The organism is Nocardia cerradoensis NBRC 101014, from assembly GCF_000308535.1.
In the GTDB taxonomy this organism is placed as follows: Bacteria; Actinomycetota; Actinomycetes; order Mycobacteriales; family Mycobacteriaceae; genus Nocardia; species Nocardia cerradoensis.
In genome coordinates this window covers 14,285-32,249 of the sequence record NZ_BAFW01000161.1, presented here as the reverse complement: position 1 = coordinate 32,249, position 17,965 = coordinate 14,285, and the positions used below count along the sequence as shown (strand labels likewise).

Sequence of the window (17,965 nt, the reverse complement as noted above, 5' to 3'; positions counted from 1 at the left end):
TCAGGTGAGGCCGAAACCGCCGGCCGGATCGGCCCAGCGGGCGGCGTCGACCGTGGTGAGCAGGTCGGCCATGGCGCGCACGGCCGCGCGCATTGCGTCGACCGCGGCGGTTTCCTCGGGGTCGGTGGTCCAGGTCATGATCGGCTCCTGACGATTCAGCGGAGGGCGGTGGGGATTTCGGTGTGGTGGGTGGTGCGGCGCTGGTAGGCGTCCCCGGCGCGCAGGACGGTGGCTTCGGCGAAATGATTGCCGGACACCGACATCGACAGGGGCAGCCCGTCGGCGGTGGTGCCGATCGGCAGCGCGAGGGTGGGGTTGCCGAGCGGGTTCCAGTACGGGGTGTGCAGACTCGACAACACCCCCATCGGTTGGAGCTGATCCAGGTCGGCGATCGCGGGGGCGCCGAGGTGTCCGGTCGGCGTCACCACGAGGTCGACCTTCGTCAGCAGTTCGGCCATCCGCTGCCTGCCGATGCGGCGAACCCGTTGAGCCTGAACATAATCCGGGCCGCCGACCGCATCCCCACCGGCGAGGATGATGCGGGTGGCCTGTCCGTAGTCCGCCCAGCGTTCGCGCAGTGCGGGCCGGTGGTAGGCGTGCGCCTCCGCCAGCATCACCACGACGTCGACCGCGGTCAGTTCCCGGTACATCGGCACCTCCACGGGCACGATCCGGGCGCCCGCCGCGGCGAGCACGGATACGGCGTCGGAAAACCGTTGTGGCTGAGCGGGATCGATACCGCCGTCGGCGAACCGGTCCAGGGTGTCCACGCCGATGGTCAGTCCGGTGAGATCTCCGGTGAGCGCGCCGGGATAGTCGTCGACCGGTGTGTGCGCACTGTAGGGATCGGCCGGGTCGTATCCCGCAAGAACCGACAGCAGCAGGGCGCAGTCGGCGGCCGAACGAGCCATCGGACCCGGATGATCGAGGGTGTAGCCCAGCGGAACCACACCGGACTTCGGGACGCGGCCGAAGGTCGGCTTCAATCCGGTGATCCCGTTGAAGGCCGCCGGAATGCGGATACTGCCCGCCGTGTCGGTTCCGACGGCGCCCAGGAACATCCCGGCGGCCACGCCGCTGCCCGATCCCGAACTCGACCCGCCCGCCCAGCGGGACGGATCCCACGGATTACACGGTACCGGAAAGGGTTTGGCCGGATCAGGGAGACCGATGGCGAACTCCATCGTGGTCACCTTGCCGGTGACGACGGCACCGGCCTCCTCGAGGCGGCGGACCACCGTGCAATCGCCCTGGGCAGCGCCCCAGCCGGGATCGAGAACCAGGCTCTGCGCGGTGGTGGGTGCGGCGGAATGGGCGAGAATATCCTTGATTCCCACCGGGATTCCGGCCAGCGGGCCGAGCGGAACACCGGCGGCCAGCTTCTCGTCGATGCGCGCGGCTTGTGCGACCGCGCGCTCGTCGAACCGCGACAGGTAGACACCGAGCGTCGCGTCGTGCGCGTCGGCGGCGGCGAGGGCCTGTTCGACCAGCCGGGTGGCGGTGGTCTCGCCGGAGCGCAGCGCGGCGGCGGCCTCGGTCAGTCCGGAGAGTACGGGTGGGTCGGCGAGTGTCATGGTCGTCCTTACCTGGGCGGGCGGTGGTGTCAGCGGGACAGGGTGGCGGTCATGTCGAGACGGGGGATGGCGCCGAGTTCGAGCTGGATCTCGGCACGGCAGGAACCCAGCGCGTAATCGACGGCGATACCGTCGCTGGTGCGGATGGTCTGTTCCACCAGCAGCACCGGCTCGCCGGGCAGGATGTGCAGCAGTGCCGCGGTGGTCTCGTCGGCGCGTGCGGCCTGGACGCCGACGTCGCTGCCGCCGACATCCACCCGGCCGCCGCGCAACAGGCTGTAGAAGTCGTCGCCGAACGCGGCCTGGTCGATCCGCGTCGCCTCCGGTGCGCGCAAATAGTTGGTGAACACCGCGAGCGGGCGATCGTCGAGCAGCAGGACGTATTCGACGCACAGGCAATCGTCTCCGGGCCCGACACCGGCCAGATGGGCGGCGATCACCGGCGGCGCCGGAATCCAGGCCCAATACAGCAGGCGCGGTGAGATCCGGCCCAGGGCCAGATGCTGCTCGAGCGTCCGGCCCACCGGCGGCAGCGCGCCGGATACGACGTAGTGCTCACCGACCGCGACCGTGCCCACTCCGCGGCGTCGCTCGATCAAACCGTCGGCACGCAGCATGCTCAGCGCGGCGCGGACCACGTCGCGCGGGAGATGGTGGCGCGCCATCAATTCCGGCTCGCCGGGCAGCCGTCCGGTGCCGAACGAGCCCGCTCGCAGGTCCGCACGCAGCAGATCGCGCAGGCGCCGGGCGGGCAGTTGTGCTGCGGCCGGCAGGATTTCGCGCATCTGATCGCCGAACGCCCGGCGGTCGTGAGCGGTCCGATCGGAGTGGAGCTGTTCGGAGCGGTGGTGCATGCCGGTAGCGTGCAGAGAATCCGCGTTACGCGACAAGGACTTCCGGTAAAGACCTGGTTACGCGGTCGTCCGGGTCGGTGCGCAGCGCTGCTACCAGCGGTTTCCGGTGCCGTCGCACGGCATTTCGCGGTCGCGTGGCGAGATGCGGTCCCGTCCGCAACCCCGGTGTCGGAAGTTACGCGGGCGAATGGTGGGAGTGATGAGGGAGTGGTTTAGGGGGGGTGCGGAAGTGATGCGGGGTTGGTGGCAGAGATGCCGGGCGGGGTTGGTGGGAGAGATGCCGGGCCGGGTGTGGGAGAGATGCCCCGTGGGGGTGTCCCTATGGGGTTCGTCAAGGGGTGGGTGGGGTGTTGAGGCGTTTGGTGAGGTGGTCGAGGCAGTCCTCGAGGTCCTGACGGTCGGCGAACTGGTGGTGGGTGCTGGTGCTGGCGTCGGTGGTGAGGCTGGCGATGTCGAGTTCGGCTTCGCCGCTGGTCCAGACGGTGAGCTGAGCGGCCGTGTGGGTGCTTTCGCAGATGACCCAGGCTGCGGATTTGTCACGGGTCGGGCCGAGGGTGAGTTCCCAGGTGATGGCTTTGGACTCCCAGCTGCGACTGCGGTCCTGGATGGCGGTGGTGAAGGTGGTGAGGTCGAACTCGGTCACGCTGTGATCTTTCCAGGAGTTCGTCAGGCTGCCCGAGCTGCCGGTGCCGGGGTTGGTAAGGCCGCCGCGTGTTGCGGAGCATGGCGTAGATGACGTCGCAGCGGCGGGCCAGGCAGATGAGGGCGGCGTTGTGTTTCTTGCCTTCGGCACGTTTCCGGTCGTAGTAGGCGCGGCTGGCCGGATCGTGCAGTGCGGCGAATGCGGACAGAAACAGTGCGCGTTCGAGTGTGTGGTTGCCGGATCGTGCGGGATGTTCGCCGCGGATGGAGCTGCCGGAGCGGTGGGTGACGGGAGCGATGCCGGCGTAGGCGGCGAGGTGTCCGGCGGTGGGGAAGGTCGAGCCGTCGCCGATTTCGAGCAGGATGCGGGCTCCGGTCCGGACTCCGACGCCGGGCATCGAGGTCAGGACCTCGGCGAGAGGGTGGTCATCGAGCATCCTCTCGACAGCGGTCCGTCGACGCCACCAGAATCCGGCGACACCACCCCCGGATCATGCGAAAGACAGGGGCAAGAAGTCATACCGGGCCCGGCGACCGTGGCCCTCGTTCCAGAGCCACGAAGAAGAAGGTAACGGGGGTGGCACTTCCCAGTGGTCTGTCCGATCCGTTCAAGACGTGCGCGGCGTCGGCACGGTTGACTGCATGCGCAGAACGACGAGAACGGAGGTATCGGGGTGCGAGCACAGATCCACGCGATCACGCTGGGGGTGCGCGATCTGGAGGTGTCGTTGCGGTTCTACCGGGCGCTCGGATTGGAGTCACCGGGGATCATCGGGACCGAATTCCGGCCGGACGCGGCGAATCCCGGTGGGGCGGTGGTCATGTTCCCGCTCGGCAACGGGGTGACGCTGGCGCTGTACGGGCGCGACGACCTGGCCGAGGACGCGGGGATCCCGCCGGAACGTATGCAGGGTTCCGCGATGAGTCTGGGCTGGTTCGTCGACAGTGACGCCGAGGCGGAACGAGTTCTGGACCTCGCCGGCGCGTCGGGCGGCACGGTGGTCCAGCCCGCGCGCCCGCGGCCGTGGGGGATCTACGCCGGCTATTTCGCCGACCCCGACGGGCATCTGTGGGAGGTCGTGCACTTCGCTCAGCCCTTAGCCGCCGAACCCTGAGGTGCCGGGCTTCGGGTCGCCCTGTCGGAAGGCCGCGTGGCCCGATCGCTCCCTCACCCCTGCGCCGAGTCGCCGCCGTCACGGTACAGCGCGGCGATGGCCGCGATATCGGCGTCGGGATTCGTCCGTGCCGCATCCTCGTACCGTTTGCGGACGATTTCCGCCAACGGAAGGTGGGCGCCCGCTTCCGCGGCGATGTCGACGGCGAGCCCCGCGTCCTTGGCGCCCAGAACGGTGGTCCACCATCCGTCGGGGGACGCGGTGAGTACGGCGTCGAAACGATTGCCCAGGGCGGGCGCGACGACCGGCGCGCCGGCGAGCAGTTCGCGCAACTGGTCGTCGCCGAGTCCGCCGGATCGCCCTACGGTGAACGCCTCCGCTAGCGCCGCCACCCCGCTGATCAGCAGGAAGTTCGTGGTCACCTTGGCGGTCAGCGCATGCGCCGCCGAATCGTAGTGGCGCAACCGCTCGGAGAGCGTGCCGAGCAGAGGGGCGAGTTGGTCCCGCAATTGCGCGGGCCCGCCGGCCAGGAGTGTCGCCTTCCCGGCCGTGACCGCGCCGGGCGCGCCGACGATCGGAAGGGCGAGAAAACGGTCACCGAAGCCGTCGGCGAGGGCGGCGCCCAATGCGGGGGAGACGGTCGAACAGTCGATGTACGGGGTGCCGGAATCGAGGGTTGTCTGCAGCTCGCCGAAGGCCACCGAGGTCACCGCGGCGTCGTCGGCGAGCGCGGTGACGGCCGCGTCGACTCCCGACACGGCCGCCGCGACCGTTCCGGCCTCCGTCGCGCCGGCCGAAATCAGTTCGGCCGCTTTACCTTCGGTGCGGTTCCACACCGTCACCCGATGTCCGCCGTCGAGCAGGCGCCCGGCCACGGCGCGACCCATCCGTCCCATTCCCAGTACCGCGATATGCACTGTTGCCTCCTCGTCCGGGTCCCGGTCGGCACACGACACCGACCCTGTCCTTCCCACTGTCCCGCAGTCGGCCGCGCCGGTCGCGTTCGGCCGCGGTGATAGGCAAATCGTACAAGTGACCAGGAACGCCGCTGCGGTAGTATCGCCAGTGCGTACGTCGAAGAGATTCTGCGCCATCGTCTTTCGGTGCACTGCGGCGTTCGGGGGTCGTCCCGGGCAGTTGCGGACCTCGCGTAGGATTGTGATATAGATCACAATTGAATACCGGCGCCGACTTTTGTTCTGAAAACCCTTTCCAACTGCTTTGCGTTGTCTTTACTATTAAGCGCGTTGGGCCGCTGCCGGCATCCATGTCCGGATGCATCGCAGGCGCAACGCATCTCGCGTCATCCGCTTCGCCCGCCCGCTCTCGATGCCAGTACATGTTCCACCGATGGACCGAACCGACACCGGTTCGGCGAAGGAGAAATATGTCCACCGACACCGACTCGGTCCGACGGACGTCACCTCGGGGCCTTTCGGTCGTTCTACGCCATGATCTACCCGCCTCCGTGGTGGTTTTCCTGGTCGCGCTACCCCTGTCCATCGGTGTGGCCGTCGCCATGGGCGCGCCGGTCGCGGCCGGTTTGATCGCCGCCGTGGTCGGCGGTCTGGTCGCCGGGCTGTGCGGCGGTTCGGTACTGCAGGTCAGCGGCCCCACCGCCAGCCTCACCGTCGTGGTGGCCGAATCCATCCACCAGTTCGGCTGGGCGACAACCTGTTTCATCACCGTCTGTGCCGGTGCGCTGCAGGTGGTGTTCGGCCTGAGCCGGATCGCGCGCGGCGCGCTGGCCATCGCGCCCGTGGTGGTGCACGCCATGCTCGCCGGCATCGGCGTCGTGATCGCACTGCAGCAACTGCACGTGCTGCTGGGCGGGCAGACGTTGAGTTCGTCGTGGGCGAGCATCGTGCAGTTGCCACATCAGCTGACGGTGATGCATGCCGGCGACGCGCTCGTCGGCGGGGTGGTGATCGCGATCATGCTGGGCTGGCGCTATCTACCGGGCCGGATCCGCGCGGTCCCGGCGCCGCTGGCGGCCGTGGTCGCGGCGACCGCGCTCGCCATGGTGGTGCCCACCAGCGTGGAGCGCATCACCCTGCACGGGTCGCTGTTCGACGCGATGTCGTTACCGCAACTGCCGCACGGTCATTGGAGTGCGGTCGTGCTGACCGCGTTCACCATCGCGCTGATCGCCAGCGTGGAGACGCTGTTGTCCGCGGTGGCCGTGGACCGGTTGCGGCCGGAGTACCGCACCGACCTCGACCGCGAACTGCTCGGCCAGGGCGTCGCGAACATGACCTCCGGCATGCTCGGCGGCCTGCCCATCGCCGCGGTCATCGTCCGCAGTATCACCAACGCCAAGGCCGGCGCGCGGACCAAGGCCTCGACCATGCTCAGTGGCGTGTGGGTGCTGGTGTTCTCCGTCGCGCTGGTCGAGGTGGTGCGCCAGATCCCGAAGGCCGCGCTGGCCGGGCTGCTGATCGTGATCGGTATCGGTTTGGTGAAACTCGCGCATATCCGCCTCGCGCGCCGCGCCGGTGATCTGATCGTCTATGCCGCAACGGTTCTCGTGGTGATCTTCGGTAATCTGCTGCTGGGCATGCTGATCGGGCTGGTGCTCTCGTTCGCGCTGCTGATGTGGCGGGTGGTGCAGGTGGTGATCGTGGCCGCGCCGGTCGGCGACACCGGGCGCTGGCTCGTGACCGTGGACGGTTCGGCCACCTTCCTGGCCCTGCCGCGGCTCACCGCGCAGCTGGCGCGGATTCCCGCGGGCGTTCCGGTCACCGTGGAGATGACCGTCGACTTCATCGACCACGCCGCCTCCGACACCCTGCACGAATGGGCGCAGCGACACGAAAGCCTCGGCGGCGCCGTGCAATTCGTCGAACTCGGTGCCGTGCGCATCGCCGACCTCACCGCGGGACCGCCCGCGCGCGGCCACGCCCGGCGCATGCTCGACGATGTTCTCGCGCCCTGGCGACCCACCACCCGCACCGACCGGATCGCCGCCGGGATCGCGGCCTATCACCGCGGGCACGCCCACATGATGCGGCCGCATCTGGACGAACTGCGGCACACCCAGGATCCGGAATCGCTGTTCGTCACCTGCGCCGACTCCCGCATCGTGCCCAACGTGATCACCAACAGCGGCCCGGGCGATCTGTTCACCGTGCGCAATATCGGCAATCTGATCCCCGCCGACGGCCGCGACACCTCGGTCGAGGCCGCGCTGGTCTACGCGCTGAACAAACTCGACGTGCGCTCGATCGTCGTTTGCGGTCATTCCGGCTGTGGCGCCATGGACGCACTGCACCACGGTCTGCACACCGGCTCGGGTCTCGACGACTGGCTCGCACACGGCCGCCCCGCGCTCGAGCGCTTCCGGGCTGGGCATCCGGTGGCGGTGGCGGCCGCGGCCGCCGGGTACGGCGAGGTCGACCAGCTGGGCATGGTGAACGTCGCCGTGCAGATCGAGACGCTGGCCGCCCATCCCGTCGTGCGGCGTGGAATCGAGGCGCGCGGTGTGGTGCTGTCGGGACTGTTCTTCGATATCGCCACCGCCCGCGTCCTCGCGATCACGCCCGACGGCATCGCCGATATCGACGACCTCCGCCACCCCGTTCCGGTCCCGGTTTCCTGAAAGGAGCATTCCCAGTTCTGGCAATTTCGCCGGATGGAATACGCGCGCTGAGCGGGCGCACAGTGGTGCCGGTGCAGGTCGAACTCCAGGCGAGTGAGGGCCGTCACATCGAATCCGGAACGTGTGCGAGGCTAAAGATCCTTTTCTAAGCCTTTGCTTAGTCTTTACTATTAGGGTTGCCCTCGCTTCCGGCTCACTGCTGGACAACGAAGTCTCGCAGCTGAATTCGATGCCTGGAGAACATGTTCGACCGACCGGACCGCCGCGGCGGCTCCGGTGAAGGAGCAATATGTCCACCGACACCGTCGCTACGCCCAGACCCTCGGCCCCGCCGGGCCCCAGCTGGTCGGACCGGATGAATTCGGTCCTTCGACACGATCTACCCGCATCGGTCGTCGTCTTCCTCGTCGCGCTCCCGCTCTCGATCGGCATCGCGGTCGCCACCGGCGCCCCGGTCGCGGCCGGACTGATCGCCGCCGCCGTGGGCGGCATCGTGGTGGGATCCCTGGGGGGCTCCGTCCTGCAGGTCAGCGGACCCGCGGCCGGCCTGACCGTGGTCATGGCCGAGACCATCAATCAATTCGGCTGGAAGACAACCTGTTTCATCACCGTCTGCGCGGGCGCGCTGCAGATCGTGTTCGGCCTGAGCCGAATCGCGCGCGCCGCGCTCGCCATCGCGCCGGTCGTCGTGCACGCCATGCTCGCCGGCATCGGTATCACCATCGCCTTGCAGCAGGTTCATGTCCTGCTCGGCGGATCGTCGCAGAGCTCGGCGTGGGAGAACGTCGCCGAGTTGCCGAATCAGCTGCTGCATCTCAGCGGTATCGATGTCGTGATCGGCGGGCTGGTCATCGCGATCATGCTCGGCTGGCGCTGGGTGCCGGCCAAGATCCGCGTGGTTCCCGGACCGCTGGTGGCGATCGTGGTCGCCACCGCGCTGTCGCTGGTGCTGCCCGGAAACCCCGCCCGCATCACGATGAGCGGGTCGCTGTTCGACGCCGTCGGCCTGCCGGACATGCCCAGCGGAAACTGGAGTGGTGTCGCGCTGGCGGTGCTGACCGTGGCCCTGATCGCCAGCGTGGAAAGCCTGCTGTCGGCTGTCGCCGTCGACAAGATGCACAACGGCCCGCGGACCAACTTCGACCGTGAGCTCATGGCGCAGGGTGCGGCCAACGTGACTTCGGGCATGATCGGTGGCCTGCCGGTCACGGGCGTGATCGTGCGCAGTGCGACCAATGTGACCGCCGGGGCGCGCAGCCGGGCCTCGGCGCTGCTGCACGGCGTGTGGGTGCTGCTGTTCTCGATCGCCCTGGTGGGCGTGGTCGAGCAGATCCCGAAATCGGCGCTGGCCGGCCTGCTGGTGATGATCGGCATCCAGCTGGTGAAGCTCGCCCACATCAAGATCGCGCACCGCACCGGCGAACTGGTGATCTACGCGGTGACCATCGCCGTGGTGGTGTTCTTGAACCTGCTCGAAGGTGTGCTGATCGGTCTGGTCGTCGCCTTCGCGCTGCTGCTGTGGCGTGTGGTGCGCGTCTCGGTCGAGGCCGCTCCGGTCGAGGGAACCGACCGGTGGCTGGTGAGCGTGGACGGCACCTGCACCTTCCTCGCCCTGCCGAAGCTGACCGGGCAGCTGGCCAAGGTGCCCGAAGGCGTGGACGTCCTGGTGGAGCTGACGGTCGACTTCCTCGACCACGCCGCCTACGACGCCGTCCACTCCTGGGCGCAGCAGCACGAAAGTACCGGCGGCACCGTCGAATTCGTCGAGATCGGGCCCGCACGCATGGCCGATGCGGCGGAGCGTCCGCCGCGGCGCGCCCGGGCCCGCGGGCTGCTCGACGATGTGCTGGGGCCGTGGCGTTCCGAGGGTGGCAATCCGGTCGCCGCCGGTGTCGCCGCCTACCACCGCAGCCATGCCCACGTGATGCGGCCGCACCTGGACGAATTGCGCCACGGTCAGGACCCGGACTCCTTCTTCCTGACCTGCTCCGACTCGCGGATCGTGCCGAATGTGATCACCAACAGCGGTCCGGGTGACCTGTTCACCGTCCGCAACATCGGCAATCTGATCCCGGCGCGCGGCACCGATGTGTCGGTGGACGCCGCGCTGAGTTTCGCGCTGCACAATCTGTCGGTGCGCAACGTCGTGGTGTGCGGACATTCGGGCTGCGGTGCGATGAACGCCCTGCTGTCGGACCGGTCCGCCGGTCCCGATATCGACGACTGGCTGGCGCACGGCGCCGAGGCCCTGCAGCGCTACCGCGGCGGCCATCCGGTGGCGGCGGCCGCGGCGGCCGCCGGTTACGGCCCGGCCGACCAGCTGAGCATGGTCAACGTCGCGGTCCAATTGGAGACCCTGCGGCAGCATCCGGTCGTCGCACGGGCCGTCGACGAGCGCGGTGTTGCGCTTTCGGGCCTGTTCTTCGATATCGGAACCGCACGGGTCCTCGAGGTCACCACGACCGGCATCGCCGAGATCACCGATGCCGAGCGACCCGGAATACCCGCCCGGAATCCGACCCACGCCTGATCCGGGCGGAGGGTGCGCGAGTTCGTCGGCCCGACAGCCGAACTCGCGCACCCGTCCACCTTCGCCACGGCAGCCGTCCCGCCACGACCGGGGGACGGCTGCCGCGGCGCGCCTGAACGTCGGCGGCGCCCGCGCCGATACGCTGAGCGGCGCACCCCGAAACCCTGCCGCCGCCTCGATCCGAGCGCGCCGGACATGCCAAGGTGGAGGTGGTGCATTCGCTGGATCGATCTGGATCGGAGTCGGATGGAAATGGTGGCGCAGTCGGTGGCATCCGGAGTGCCCGCCCAGGTGGCCGGCATCAAACTCACCGAGCCCGCGTGGCTGTCGGAACGGATCGCCGATATGGGAATCTCCTGGGGCACAGGCAATTCCCGCGTCTCGGGCACGCTGTGGTGGTGTATGGCCGCCTCGGCGCTGGTGGATCCGATCACCGAGGCCTACGCGACCGGCGCACCGGCACCCGATCCCACGCTGGAACGGCTGCGCTGCGAGATCCGGCCCGACGGTGGCATCGAGCGGATCGTGCCCGAATCCGCGGGCGAGTCCGAGGCGGTCGGCGCCGCGCTGGGCGACACCCTGCGGCGCGTCATCCCGGCCGTGGCCCGGGTGACCGGCGCCCGTCCCGCGGCGCTGTGGGCGATCGTCGCCGACGCGATCGGCAACCGGGCCATCGACGCGGGCGACCCCGAGGCGGGTGCGCGGCTGGCCGCCCAGGTCGGCGAGCGACTGCCCGTGCCACGATTCACCGACATCGCCGCGCGCACGTTCGTGCGGCGCATCTCCTGCTGCCTGGTCTACGAGGTGCCCGGTTGCGATATGTGCACCAGCTGCCCCAAAAGACCCGCCGCCGAGCGTGAGCGGCTGCTCACCGAGCTGGCCCGGCGCGGGTGAGCGGGCCAGCGTCGCTTCGCGGCCGGTCCATCGGCGCACGACCGGTACTGTCCCGATAGCATTGGTCGCGCCGGTGAGATTTCTGTTCGTCGACCGGCCCGGAACAAGAATGCCGACATGTCTAAGGAGAGCGCAGCCGTGACCACCTCAGCCCGCATAACCCCCGCCGCCCTCGTCCGGGTGCCGGCCGGGACGACGGCGGGCGCCGCGGTGCGCGAAGCGGGCCTGGCCACCAAGGGCCCCGACACCGTCGTCGTCGTCCGCGACGACGAGGGCAATCTGAGGGACCTGTCCTGGGCTCCCGAGACCGACGTCGAGGTCGAGGCCGTCACCGCCGGCTCCGAGGACGGCCGCAGCGTCATCCGCCATTCGGCCGCCCATGTGCTGGCCCAGGCGGTGCAGCAGGAGTTCCCCGAGGCCAAACTCGGCATCGGCCCGCCGATCAAGGACGGCTTCTACTACGACTTCCAGGTCGAGCGGCCCTTCACCCCCGAGGATCTGGCCAAGCTCGAATCCCGGATGAAGAAGATCATCAAAGGCGCGCAACGGTTTTCGCGCCGGGTGGTCGAGGTCGACGAGGCCCGGGTGGAATTGGCGAAGGAGCCGTTCAAACTCGAGCTGATCTCCGATAAATCGGGTATCGACGATCCGGAGGTCATGGAGGTCGGCGGTAAAGAGCTGACCATCTACGACAATCTCGACCCGCGCTCCGGCGAGAAGGTGTGGGGCGACCTGTGCCGCGGCCCGCACATCCCGACCACGAAATTCATTCCCGCGTTCAAGCTGACCCGTTCCTCGGCGGCCTACTGGCGCGGTGACCAGAACCGCGAGGATCTGCAGCGCATCTACGGCACCGCCTGGGAATCGCCGGAGGCGCTGGAGAACCACCTGCACGTCCTGGAGGAGGCCGAGAAGCGCGATCACCGCAAACTCGGACTGGAACTGGATCTGTTCTCCTTCCCGGACGAGTTGGGGTCGGGCCTGCCGGTGTTCCACCCCAAGGGCGGCATCATCCGCAAGGAGCTCGAGGACTATTCCCGTCGCCGCCACATCGCGGCCGGCTACGAATTCGTCAACACCCCGCATATCACCAAGGGGCATCTGTTCGAGGTCTCCGGACACCTCGACTGGTATCGCGAGGGCATGTTCCCGGCCATGCATCTGGACGCCGAATACAACGACGACGGCACCGTGCGCAAACCCGGCCAGGACTATTACGTCAAGCCGATGAACTGCCCGATGCACAACCTGATCTTCCGCTCGCGCGGCCGGTCGTATCGCGAGCTGCCGCTGCGGCTGTTCGAATTCGGGTCGGTGTATCGCTACGAGAAGTCCGGTGTCGTCCACGGGCTGACCCGGGTGCGCGGCATGACCCAGGACGACGCGCACATCTACTGCACCAAAGAACAGATGCACGCCGAACTGACCTCGACGCTGCAATTCGTGCTGAGCCTGCTGCGCGATTACGGTCTCGACGATTTCTACCTGGAATTGTCGACCAAGGATCCGCAGAAATTCGTGGGCTCCGACGAATTGTGGGAGGAGGCCACCGAGACGCTGCGCAAGGTGGCCACCGACTCGGGTCTGGATCTGGTCCCGGATCCGGGCGGCGCCGCGTTCTACGGTCCGAAGATTTCCGTGCAGGCCAAGGACGCGCTGGGCCGCACCTGGCAGATGTCGACCATTCAGCTCGACTTCAACCTGCCCGAGCGCTTCGGCCTGGAATACACCGCCTCCGACGGCACCAAGCAGCGTCCGGTGATGATCCACCGCGCCCTGTTCGGGTCGATCGAACGATTCTTCGGCGTGCTCACCGAGCATTACGCGGGCGCGTTCCCGGCCTGGCTGGCGCCGGTGCAGGTGGTCGGCATCCCGGTCGCCGACGCGTTCGCCGACCATCTGGACACGGTGGTGGAGGAACTGCGCGCCCACGGTGTGCGGGCCGAGGTCGATCGCAGTGACGACCGGATGCAGAAGAAGATCTTCAACCACACCGCGCAGAAGGTGCCGTTCATGCTGCTGGCCGGCGAGCGCGATGTGAACGCCGGTGCGGTCAGCTTCCGATTCCGCGACGGCACCCAGGTCAACACCGTGCCGGTGGCCGATGCGGTGGCGACCGTCGTCGACTGGATCTCGCGGCGCGACAACGCCTCGCCGAGCGCGGAAGGATTCGAGGTCCGGACCGGTGGGGCGTGAGTGAGGGCATGGTGGAAGAGGCTGTGACGCAACAGGATCCGGGTCGGATCGTCGACACGGGAGCGGGGGACCCGGACCGGTTGCAGCGATTGTGGACGCCGTACCGGATGTCCTACATCACCGGTGCGGTCGCCGCCGATCGCGACAGCCGGAACGGGCCGGCCGAGGCCGACGCGCCCGCCGGCGCCGAGGAGAAGACCTCGGCCGGGCTGAAACACCCCTTCACCGAGATCCCGAAGATGTCGGACGAGGACGGACTGGTCATCGCGCGCGGCGAATGGGTCTTCGCGGTGCTCAACCTCTACCCGTACAACCCCGGCCACATGATGGTGGTGCCCTATCGGCGGGTGGCCGACCTCGAGGATCTCACCCCGGAAGAGAGCGCCGAACTGATGGCGTTCACCCAGCGGGCGATCCGGGTGATGAAGAAGGTGTCGCGGCCCGAGGGCTTCAACGTCGGGCTGAATCTCGGCGGCGTCGCCGGGGGATCGCTGGCCGACCACCTGCATCAGCACATCGTTCCCCGCTGGGGCGGGGACGCCAATTTCATCACCGTCGTCGGTGGTGTGAAGGTGATGCCGCAGTTGCTGCGGGAGACGCGGGCCCTGCTGGCCGGGGCGTGGCACGAGGCGAAGGAAGTCGAGTAGCGTGCTGAGCTTCTTCGGTCGGGAGACGTTCGCCAAGGCGACCGCGCCGCTGGGACGGGCGCTGGTGAGCACCGGGCTCACGCCCGACACGATGACGCTGATCGGCACCACCGCCTCGATCGTGGCCGCGGTGACGCTGTTCCCGACCGATCACCTGTTCTGGGGAACGATGGTGATCTGGCTCTTCGTCATGTTCGACATGCTCGACGGGGCGATGGCCCGCGCCCGCGGCGGCGGCACGAAATACGGTGCGGTCCTCGACGCCACCTGTGATCGCGTGGCCGACGGCGCCATCTTCGGCGCCCTCGCCTGGTGGGCGGTGTATCACGAGCACAGCAAGCACCTGTTCGTGGCGACGCTGGTGGTCCTGGTGACCTCGCAGGTGATCTCCTATGCCAAGGCGCGGGCGGAGGCGAGCGGGCTGTCGGCCGACGGCGGGATCATCGAACGCCCCGACCGTCTGGTGATCGTGCTGGTCGGGGCCGGCTTCACCGGCATCGGTGGCTATTTCGACATCGAATGGCTCACCTACGCGGTGTATGTGGCGATGTACATCCTGGCGGTGCTGAGCATCGTCACAGTCTTCCAGCGAGTCCTGGCGGTACGGAATTCGGCCGGTGCCCGCGACGTGATCGCGCCGGTGACCAAGGCCGAATCCGATACGGCGAAATGAAGGTGGTACGGGCGTGACGCAGATGAGGGCCGCGTTGACCGACCGCGCCTATGCGGCCGGATGGCGACTGGTACGGGGACTGCCCGAACGCACCGCGCGCCGCGCGTTCGACTTCGGCGGCGACTGGGCGGCCCGGCGCGCGAACCGTGCCGCCCACCACGGCGCGGGACCGAACCAATTGCGCCGCAACCTGGCCCGGGTGCTGGCCGTCGACCCGCTCGCGGTGCCCGACGAGCTGATCCACGCCTCGATGCGCTCGTACGCCCGGTACTGGCGCGAGGCGTTCCGGCTGCCGACCCTCGATCACGCGGCACTGGCGGATTCGCCGCTCATGCCGCCCCCCGACGGGCTCGAGCATCTCGACGAGGCACTGGCGCAGGGGCGCGGCGTGGTCTTCGTGCTGCCGCATTCGGGAAACTGGGATATGGCCGGGGTGTGGCTGGTGCAGCACTACGGCGGCCTCACCACGGTGGCCGAACGGCTGCAGCCGGAATCGCTGTTCGAGCGCTTCGTGGCCTACCGGGAGAGCCTGGGGTTCGAGGTGTTCCCGCTGACCGGCGGGGAGCAGCCGCCGTTCCGGCAGCTCGCGCAACGGTTGCGCGACAACAAGGTGGTCTGCCTGATGGGCGAGCGCGACCTGACGGGCAAGGGTGTGCCGGTGGAATTCTTCGGCGAACGCACCTGGATGCCGGCGGGCGCGGCGAAACTGGCCATCGAGACCGGCGCCGCGCTGATGCCGGTGCACGCCTGGTTCACCGTGGACGAGCAGGGGCGCGAGGGCTGGGGACTGAAAACCGAAGCGCCACTCGATGTTTCGGCCGGGGTCGCGGCGGCCACCCAGCAGCTGGCGAACCGGTTCGCCGCCAATATCGCCGAACACCCCGCCGACTGGCATATGCTGCAGCCGCTGTGGGAGCGGGATCTGTCCGCCCAGCGCCTGGAGCGGATCGCGGCAGCGCGGGCCGTGCGCGGCGATGAGCGGTCCGCCGGAGACGCGGTGTCATGAGAATCGGCATGGTCTGCCCGTACTCGTTCGACGTACCGGGCGGTGTGCAGTCACATGTCGTGGAGTTGGCGCAGGTGCTGATCGAGCGCGGTCACAAGGTGAGCGTGCTGGCGCCGGCCTCCGACGACACCGAACTGCCGGAATTCGTCGTCTCGGCCGGGAAGGCGGTGGCGATTCCCTACAACGGGTCGGTGGCGCGGCTGTCGTTCGGGCCGACCGCCTACACCCGGCTGCGGCGCTGGATCGCCGACAGCGACTTCGAGGTCCTGCACGTCCACGAACCCAACGCCCCGAGTATCTCGATGCTGGCGCTGAAGGTGGCCGAGGGGCCCATCGTGGCCACCTTCCACACCTCCACCACCCGCTCGCTGGTGCTGGCGACCTTCCAGGGGGTGCTGCGGCCGTACCACGAGAAGATCAGCGGGCGGATCGCGGTGTCGGAGCTGGCGCGGCGCTGGCAGGTGGAGGCACTGGGCAGCGACGCGGTCGAGATCCCCAACGGGGTCGATGTGCCGGCGTTCGCGAATGCGCCACTGCTGCAGGGTTATCCGCGTGCGGGCGGGACGGTGCTGTTCCTCGGCCGCTACGACGAGCCCCGCAAGGGGATGGCCGTGCTGCTGGGCGCACTGCCGAAACTGGTCGCCCGGCATCCCGATGTGGAGATCCTGATCGTCGGCCGCGGGGACGAGGAACGGCTGCGCCGGGAAGCGGGCGAACACGCCGGACATCTGCGTTTCCTCGGTCAGGTCTCGGATGCGGAGAAGGCGTCCGCGATGCGCAGTGCCGATGTGTACTGCGCGCCGAATCTGGGCGGTGAGAGCTTCGGCATCGTGCTGGTGGAGGCGATGGCCGCCGGAACGGCCGTGGTGGCCAGCGAATTGGACGCCTTCCGCCGGGTGCTGCGCGACGGGACCGCGGGAGTGCTGGTACCGGTGGGTGATTCCGCGGCGCTGGTCGAGGCGATCGACGGATTGCTCACCGATCGCACCCGCCGCGAGGATCTGGTGCGTACTGCGGATCAGGTTGTCGGCGAATATGATTGGCCGGTCGTGGCCGAACAGATTCTGCGGGTGTACGAGACGGTCACCGTCGGCGACGCCCGGGTGAGGACCGCTGGATGATCACCTTCTCCGCGACGACCATCCTGGTCCTCGCGCTGATCGCGGCGGTGATCATCGCCATCGGAGTCTGGGCCTACTCCACCGCCAACCGGCTCGACCGGCTGCATGTGCGCGGTGACCAGGCCCGCGACGCGCTGGAGGCGGCCCTGGCGCGGCGCGCGGTCGTGGCCCGCACGGTCGCGATCTCGATGGCCGGGCCGATGTCGGAGTCCGCCGCCGCGGAGCAGTCCAAGCGGCTGATCGCCCTGGCCGACCGCGCCGAACGCGCCGGCTGGAGCGACCGGGAGACGGCCGAGAACCAGCTGGCGGCCGCGCTGTCCGCCGTCGACATCACCTCACTGCGGCCGCAGCTGGTGGCCGAACTCGCCGATGCCGAGGCGCGGGTTCTGATCGCGCGCCGCTTCCACAACGACGCCGTGCGCGACACCCTGGCGCTGCGTACCCGTCGCCCGGTGCGGTTGCTGCACCTCGGCGGTACCGCGCCGCTGCCCACCTATTTCGAGATCGCGGAACGGGTCACGCCCGCCGCGACCACCGGCCTCGAGGTCGACACCGTCCGCACCTCGGCCCGCGTGGTGCTGCTCGACGACGAGGACCGCGTGCTGCTGATGCGTGGCCACGACCCGCAGACTCCCGATTCGCCGTTCTGGTTCACCGTCGGCGGTGGCATCGAACCGGGGGAGACGCTGCGGACCGCGGCGGTGCGCGAGGTGTGGGAGGAAACGGGTCTGGCGCTGGACTCCACGCTGCTGCGCGGCCCGATCTGGCGGCGGGTCGCGGTCTTCCCGTTCAACGGCGAGCTGATCCGCTCCGAGGAATTGTTCTTCGTCGCCCGGGTGCGCTGGTTCGATCCGAAACCCGCCGACCCGACCGTCTGGGAACGCCGCTGCGTGACCGCCTACCGCTGGTGCCTGCCACCGGATATCGCCGAACTCGACCGGATCGGGGAAACGGTGTACCCGTACCACCTGGACAATCTGCTGGCCGAGGCGCTCGCCGCCGCCGGTTCCGATATCGAGCCCGAGGTCCGGTCCATCCGCTGAGCCGCGGCTCGGGCGTGATCGGGATGTGGTGCGGAGCCGGCCGGGTGGCGCTCCAGGGCCTGCCTCCGGTGT

The 17,965-nt window shown here is 68.8% G+C and carries 15 protein-coding genes and 1 pseudogene; 10 read left to right on the top strand and 6 right to left on the bottom strand.

Features of this window, described 5'->3' with window-relative positions; translation table 11 throughout:
• From ON23_RS37945 to ON23_RS36900, 5 genes and pseudogenes are all read right to left on the bottom strand, one after another.
• Positions 1–138: a hypothetical protein gene (locus ON23_RS37945; RefSeq protein WP_157170234.1), complete on the bottom strand. Its 138-nt coding sequence runs from the start codon at positions 136–138 to the stop codon at positions 1–3.
• Positions 139–155: 17 nt separating this feature from the next.
• Entirely contained in the window at positions 156–1,574 is a 1,419-nt protein-coding gene (locus ON23_RS16860) for an amidase (RefSeq protein ID WP_039779313.1), read from the bottom strand.
• A 29-nt stretch (positions 1,575–1,603) separates the two neighbouring features.
• Positions 1,604–2,428 carry a GntR family transcriptional regulator gene (locus tag ON23_RS16855; RefSeq protein WP_051042777.1) on the bottom strand — a complete coding sequence of 275 codons (825 nt, stop codon included), beginning with the start codon at positions 2,426–2,428 and terminating at the stop codon, positions 1,604–1,606.
• Positions 2,429–2,759: 331 nt separating this feature from the next.
• The gene (locus tag ON23_RS16850; protein WP_039779312.1) at positions 2,760–3,071 is read right to left on the bottom strand and encodes an immunity protein TriTu family protein; all 312 of its coding nucleotides are present in this window, start codon (positions 3,069–3,071) and stop codon (positions 2,760–2,762) included.
• 70 nt (positions 3,072–3,141) lie between these two features.
• A pseudogene (locus ON23_RS36900) lies at positions 3,142–3,516 on the bottom strand (transposase); the annotation flags it as partial.
• A 228-nt stretch (positions 3,517–3,744) separates the two neighbouring features.
• On the opposite strand from ON23_RS36900, the gene ON23_RS16845 reads away from it, so the two are divergent.
• Positions 3,745–4,185 (top strand): VOC family protein, encoded by a 441-nt coding sequence (locus ON23_RS16845; protein WP_039779310.1) that lies wholly within the window; start codon positions 3,745–3,747, stop codon positions 4,183–4,185.
• A 53-nt stretch (positions 4,186–4,238) separates the two neighbouring features.
• On the opposite strand, the gene ON23_RS16840 is transcribed toward ON23_RS16845, so the two are convergent.
• Positions 4,239–5,102 carry an NAD(P)-dependent oxidoreductase gene (locus ON23_RS16840; RefSeq protein ID WP_167331864.1) on the bottom strand — a complete coding sequence of 288 codons (864 nt, stop codon included), beginning with the start codon at positions 5,100–5,102 and terminating at the stop codon, positions 4,239–4,241.
• Positions 5,103–5,572: 470 nt separating this feature from the next.
• Here ON23_RS16840 and ON23_RS16835 point away from each other — a divergent pair, with 470 nt between their 5' ends.
• From ON23_RS16835 to ON23_RS16795, 9 genes are all read left to right on the top strand, one after another.
• Entirely contained in the window at positions 5,573–7,783 is a 2,211-nt protein-coding gene (locus ON23_RS16835; RefSeq protein ID WP_039779309.1) for a SulP family inorganic anion transporter, read from the top strand.
• 289 nt (positions 7,784–8,072) lie between these two features.
• Positions 8,073–10,313: a SulP family inorganic anion transporter gene (locus tag ON23_RS16830; protein ID WP_051042775.1), complete on the top strand. Its 2,241-nt coding sequence runs from the start codon at positions 8,073–8,075 to the stop codon at positions 10,311–10,313.
• A gap of 246 nt (positions 10,314–10,559) precedes the next feature.
• The gene (locus tag ON23_RS16825; protein WP_051042774.1) at positions 10,560–11,207 is read left to right on the top strand and encodes a (2Fe-2S)-binding protein; all 648 of its coding nucleotides are present in this window, start codon (positions 10,560–10,562) and stop codon (positions 11,205–11,207) included.
• 117 nt (positions 11,208–11,324) lie between these two features.
• Positions 11,325–13,403, top strand: a complete 2,079-nt coding sequence (thrS, locus tag ON23_RS16820; protein WP_210743177.1) for a threonine--tRNA ligase — start codon at positions 11,325–11,327, stop codon at positions 13,401–13,403.
• Positions 13,404–13,411: 8 nt separating this feature from the next.
• Entirely contained in the window at positions 13,412–14,050 is a 639-nt protein-coding gene (locus tag ON23_RS16815) for an ATP adenylyltransferase (protein WP_039779307.1), read from the top strand.
• A gap of 1 nt (position 14,051) precedes the next feature.
• On the top strand, positions 14,052–14,723 hold the full coding sequence (gene pgsA / locus ON23_RS16810) for a phosphatidylinositol phosphate synthase (RefSeq protein ID WP_039779306.1): 672 nt from the start codon (positions 14,052–14,054) through the stop codon (positions 14,721–14,723).
• Positions 14,724–14,745: 22 nt separating this feature from the next.
• Complete coding sequence (locus tag ON23_RS16805) at positions 14,746–15,729, top strand: phosphatidylinositol mannoside acyltransferase (protein ID WP_051042786.1); 984 nt, start codon at positions 14,746–14,748, stop codon at positions 15,727–15,729.
• On the top strand, positions 15,726–16,850 hold the full coding sequence (locus ON23_RS16800; RefSeq protein ID WP_039779305.1) for a glycosyltransferase family 4 protein: 1,125 nt from the start codon (positions 15,726–15,728) through the stop codon (positions 16,848–16,850). Before ON23_RS16805 ends, ON23_RS16800 begins: the two co-directional genes overlap by 4 nt.
• Positions 16,850–17,893 carry an NUDIX hydrolase gene (locus ON23_RS16795; RefSeq protein ID WP_039779340.1) on the top strand — a complete coding sequence of 348 codons (1,044 nt, stop codon included), beginning with the start codon at positions 16,850–16,852 and terminating at the stop codon, positions 17,891–17,893. The genes ON23_RS16800 and ON23_RS16795 overlap by 1 nt, the downstream gene beginning before the upstream one ends.
• Positions 17,894–17,965: the final 72 nt, after the last annotated feature.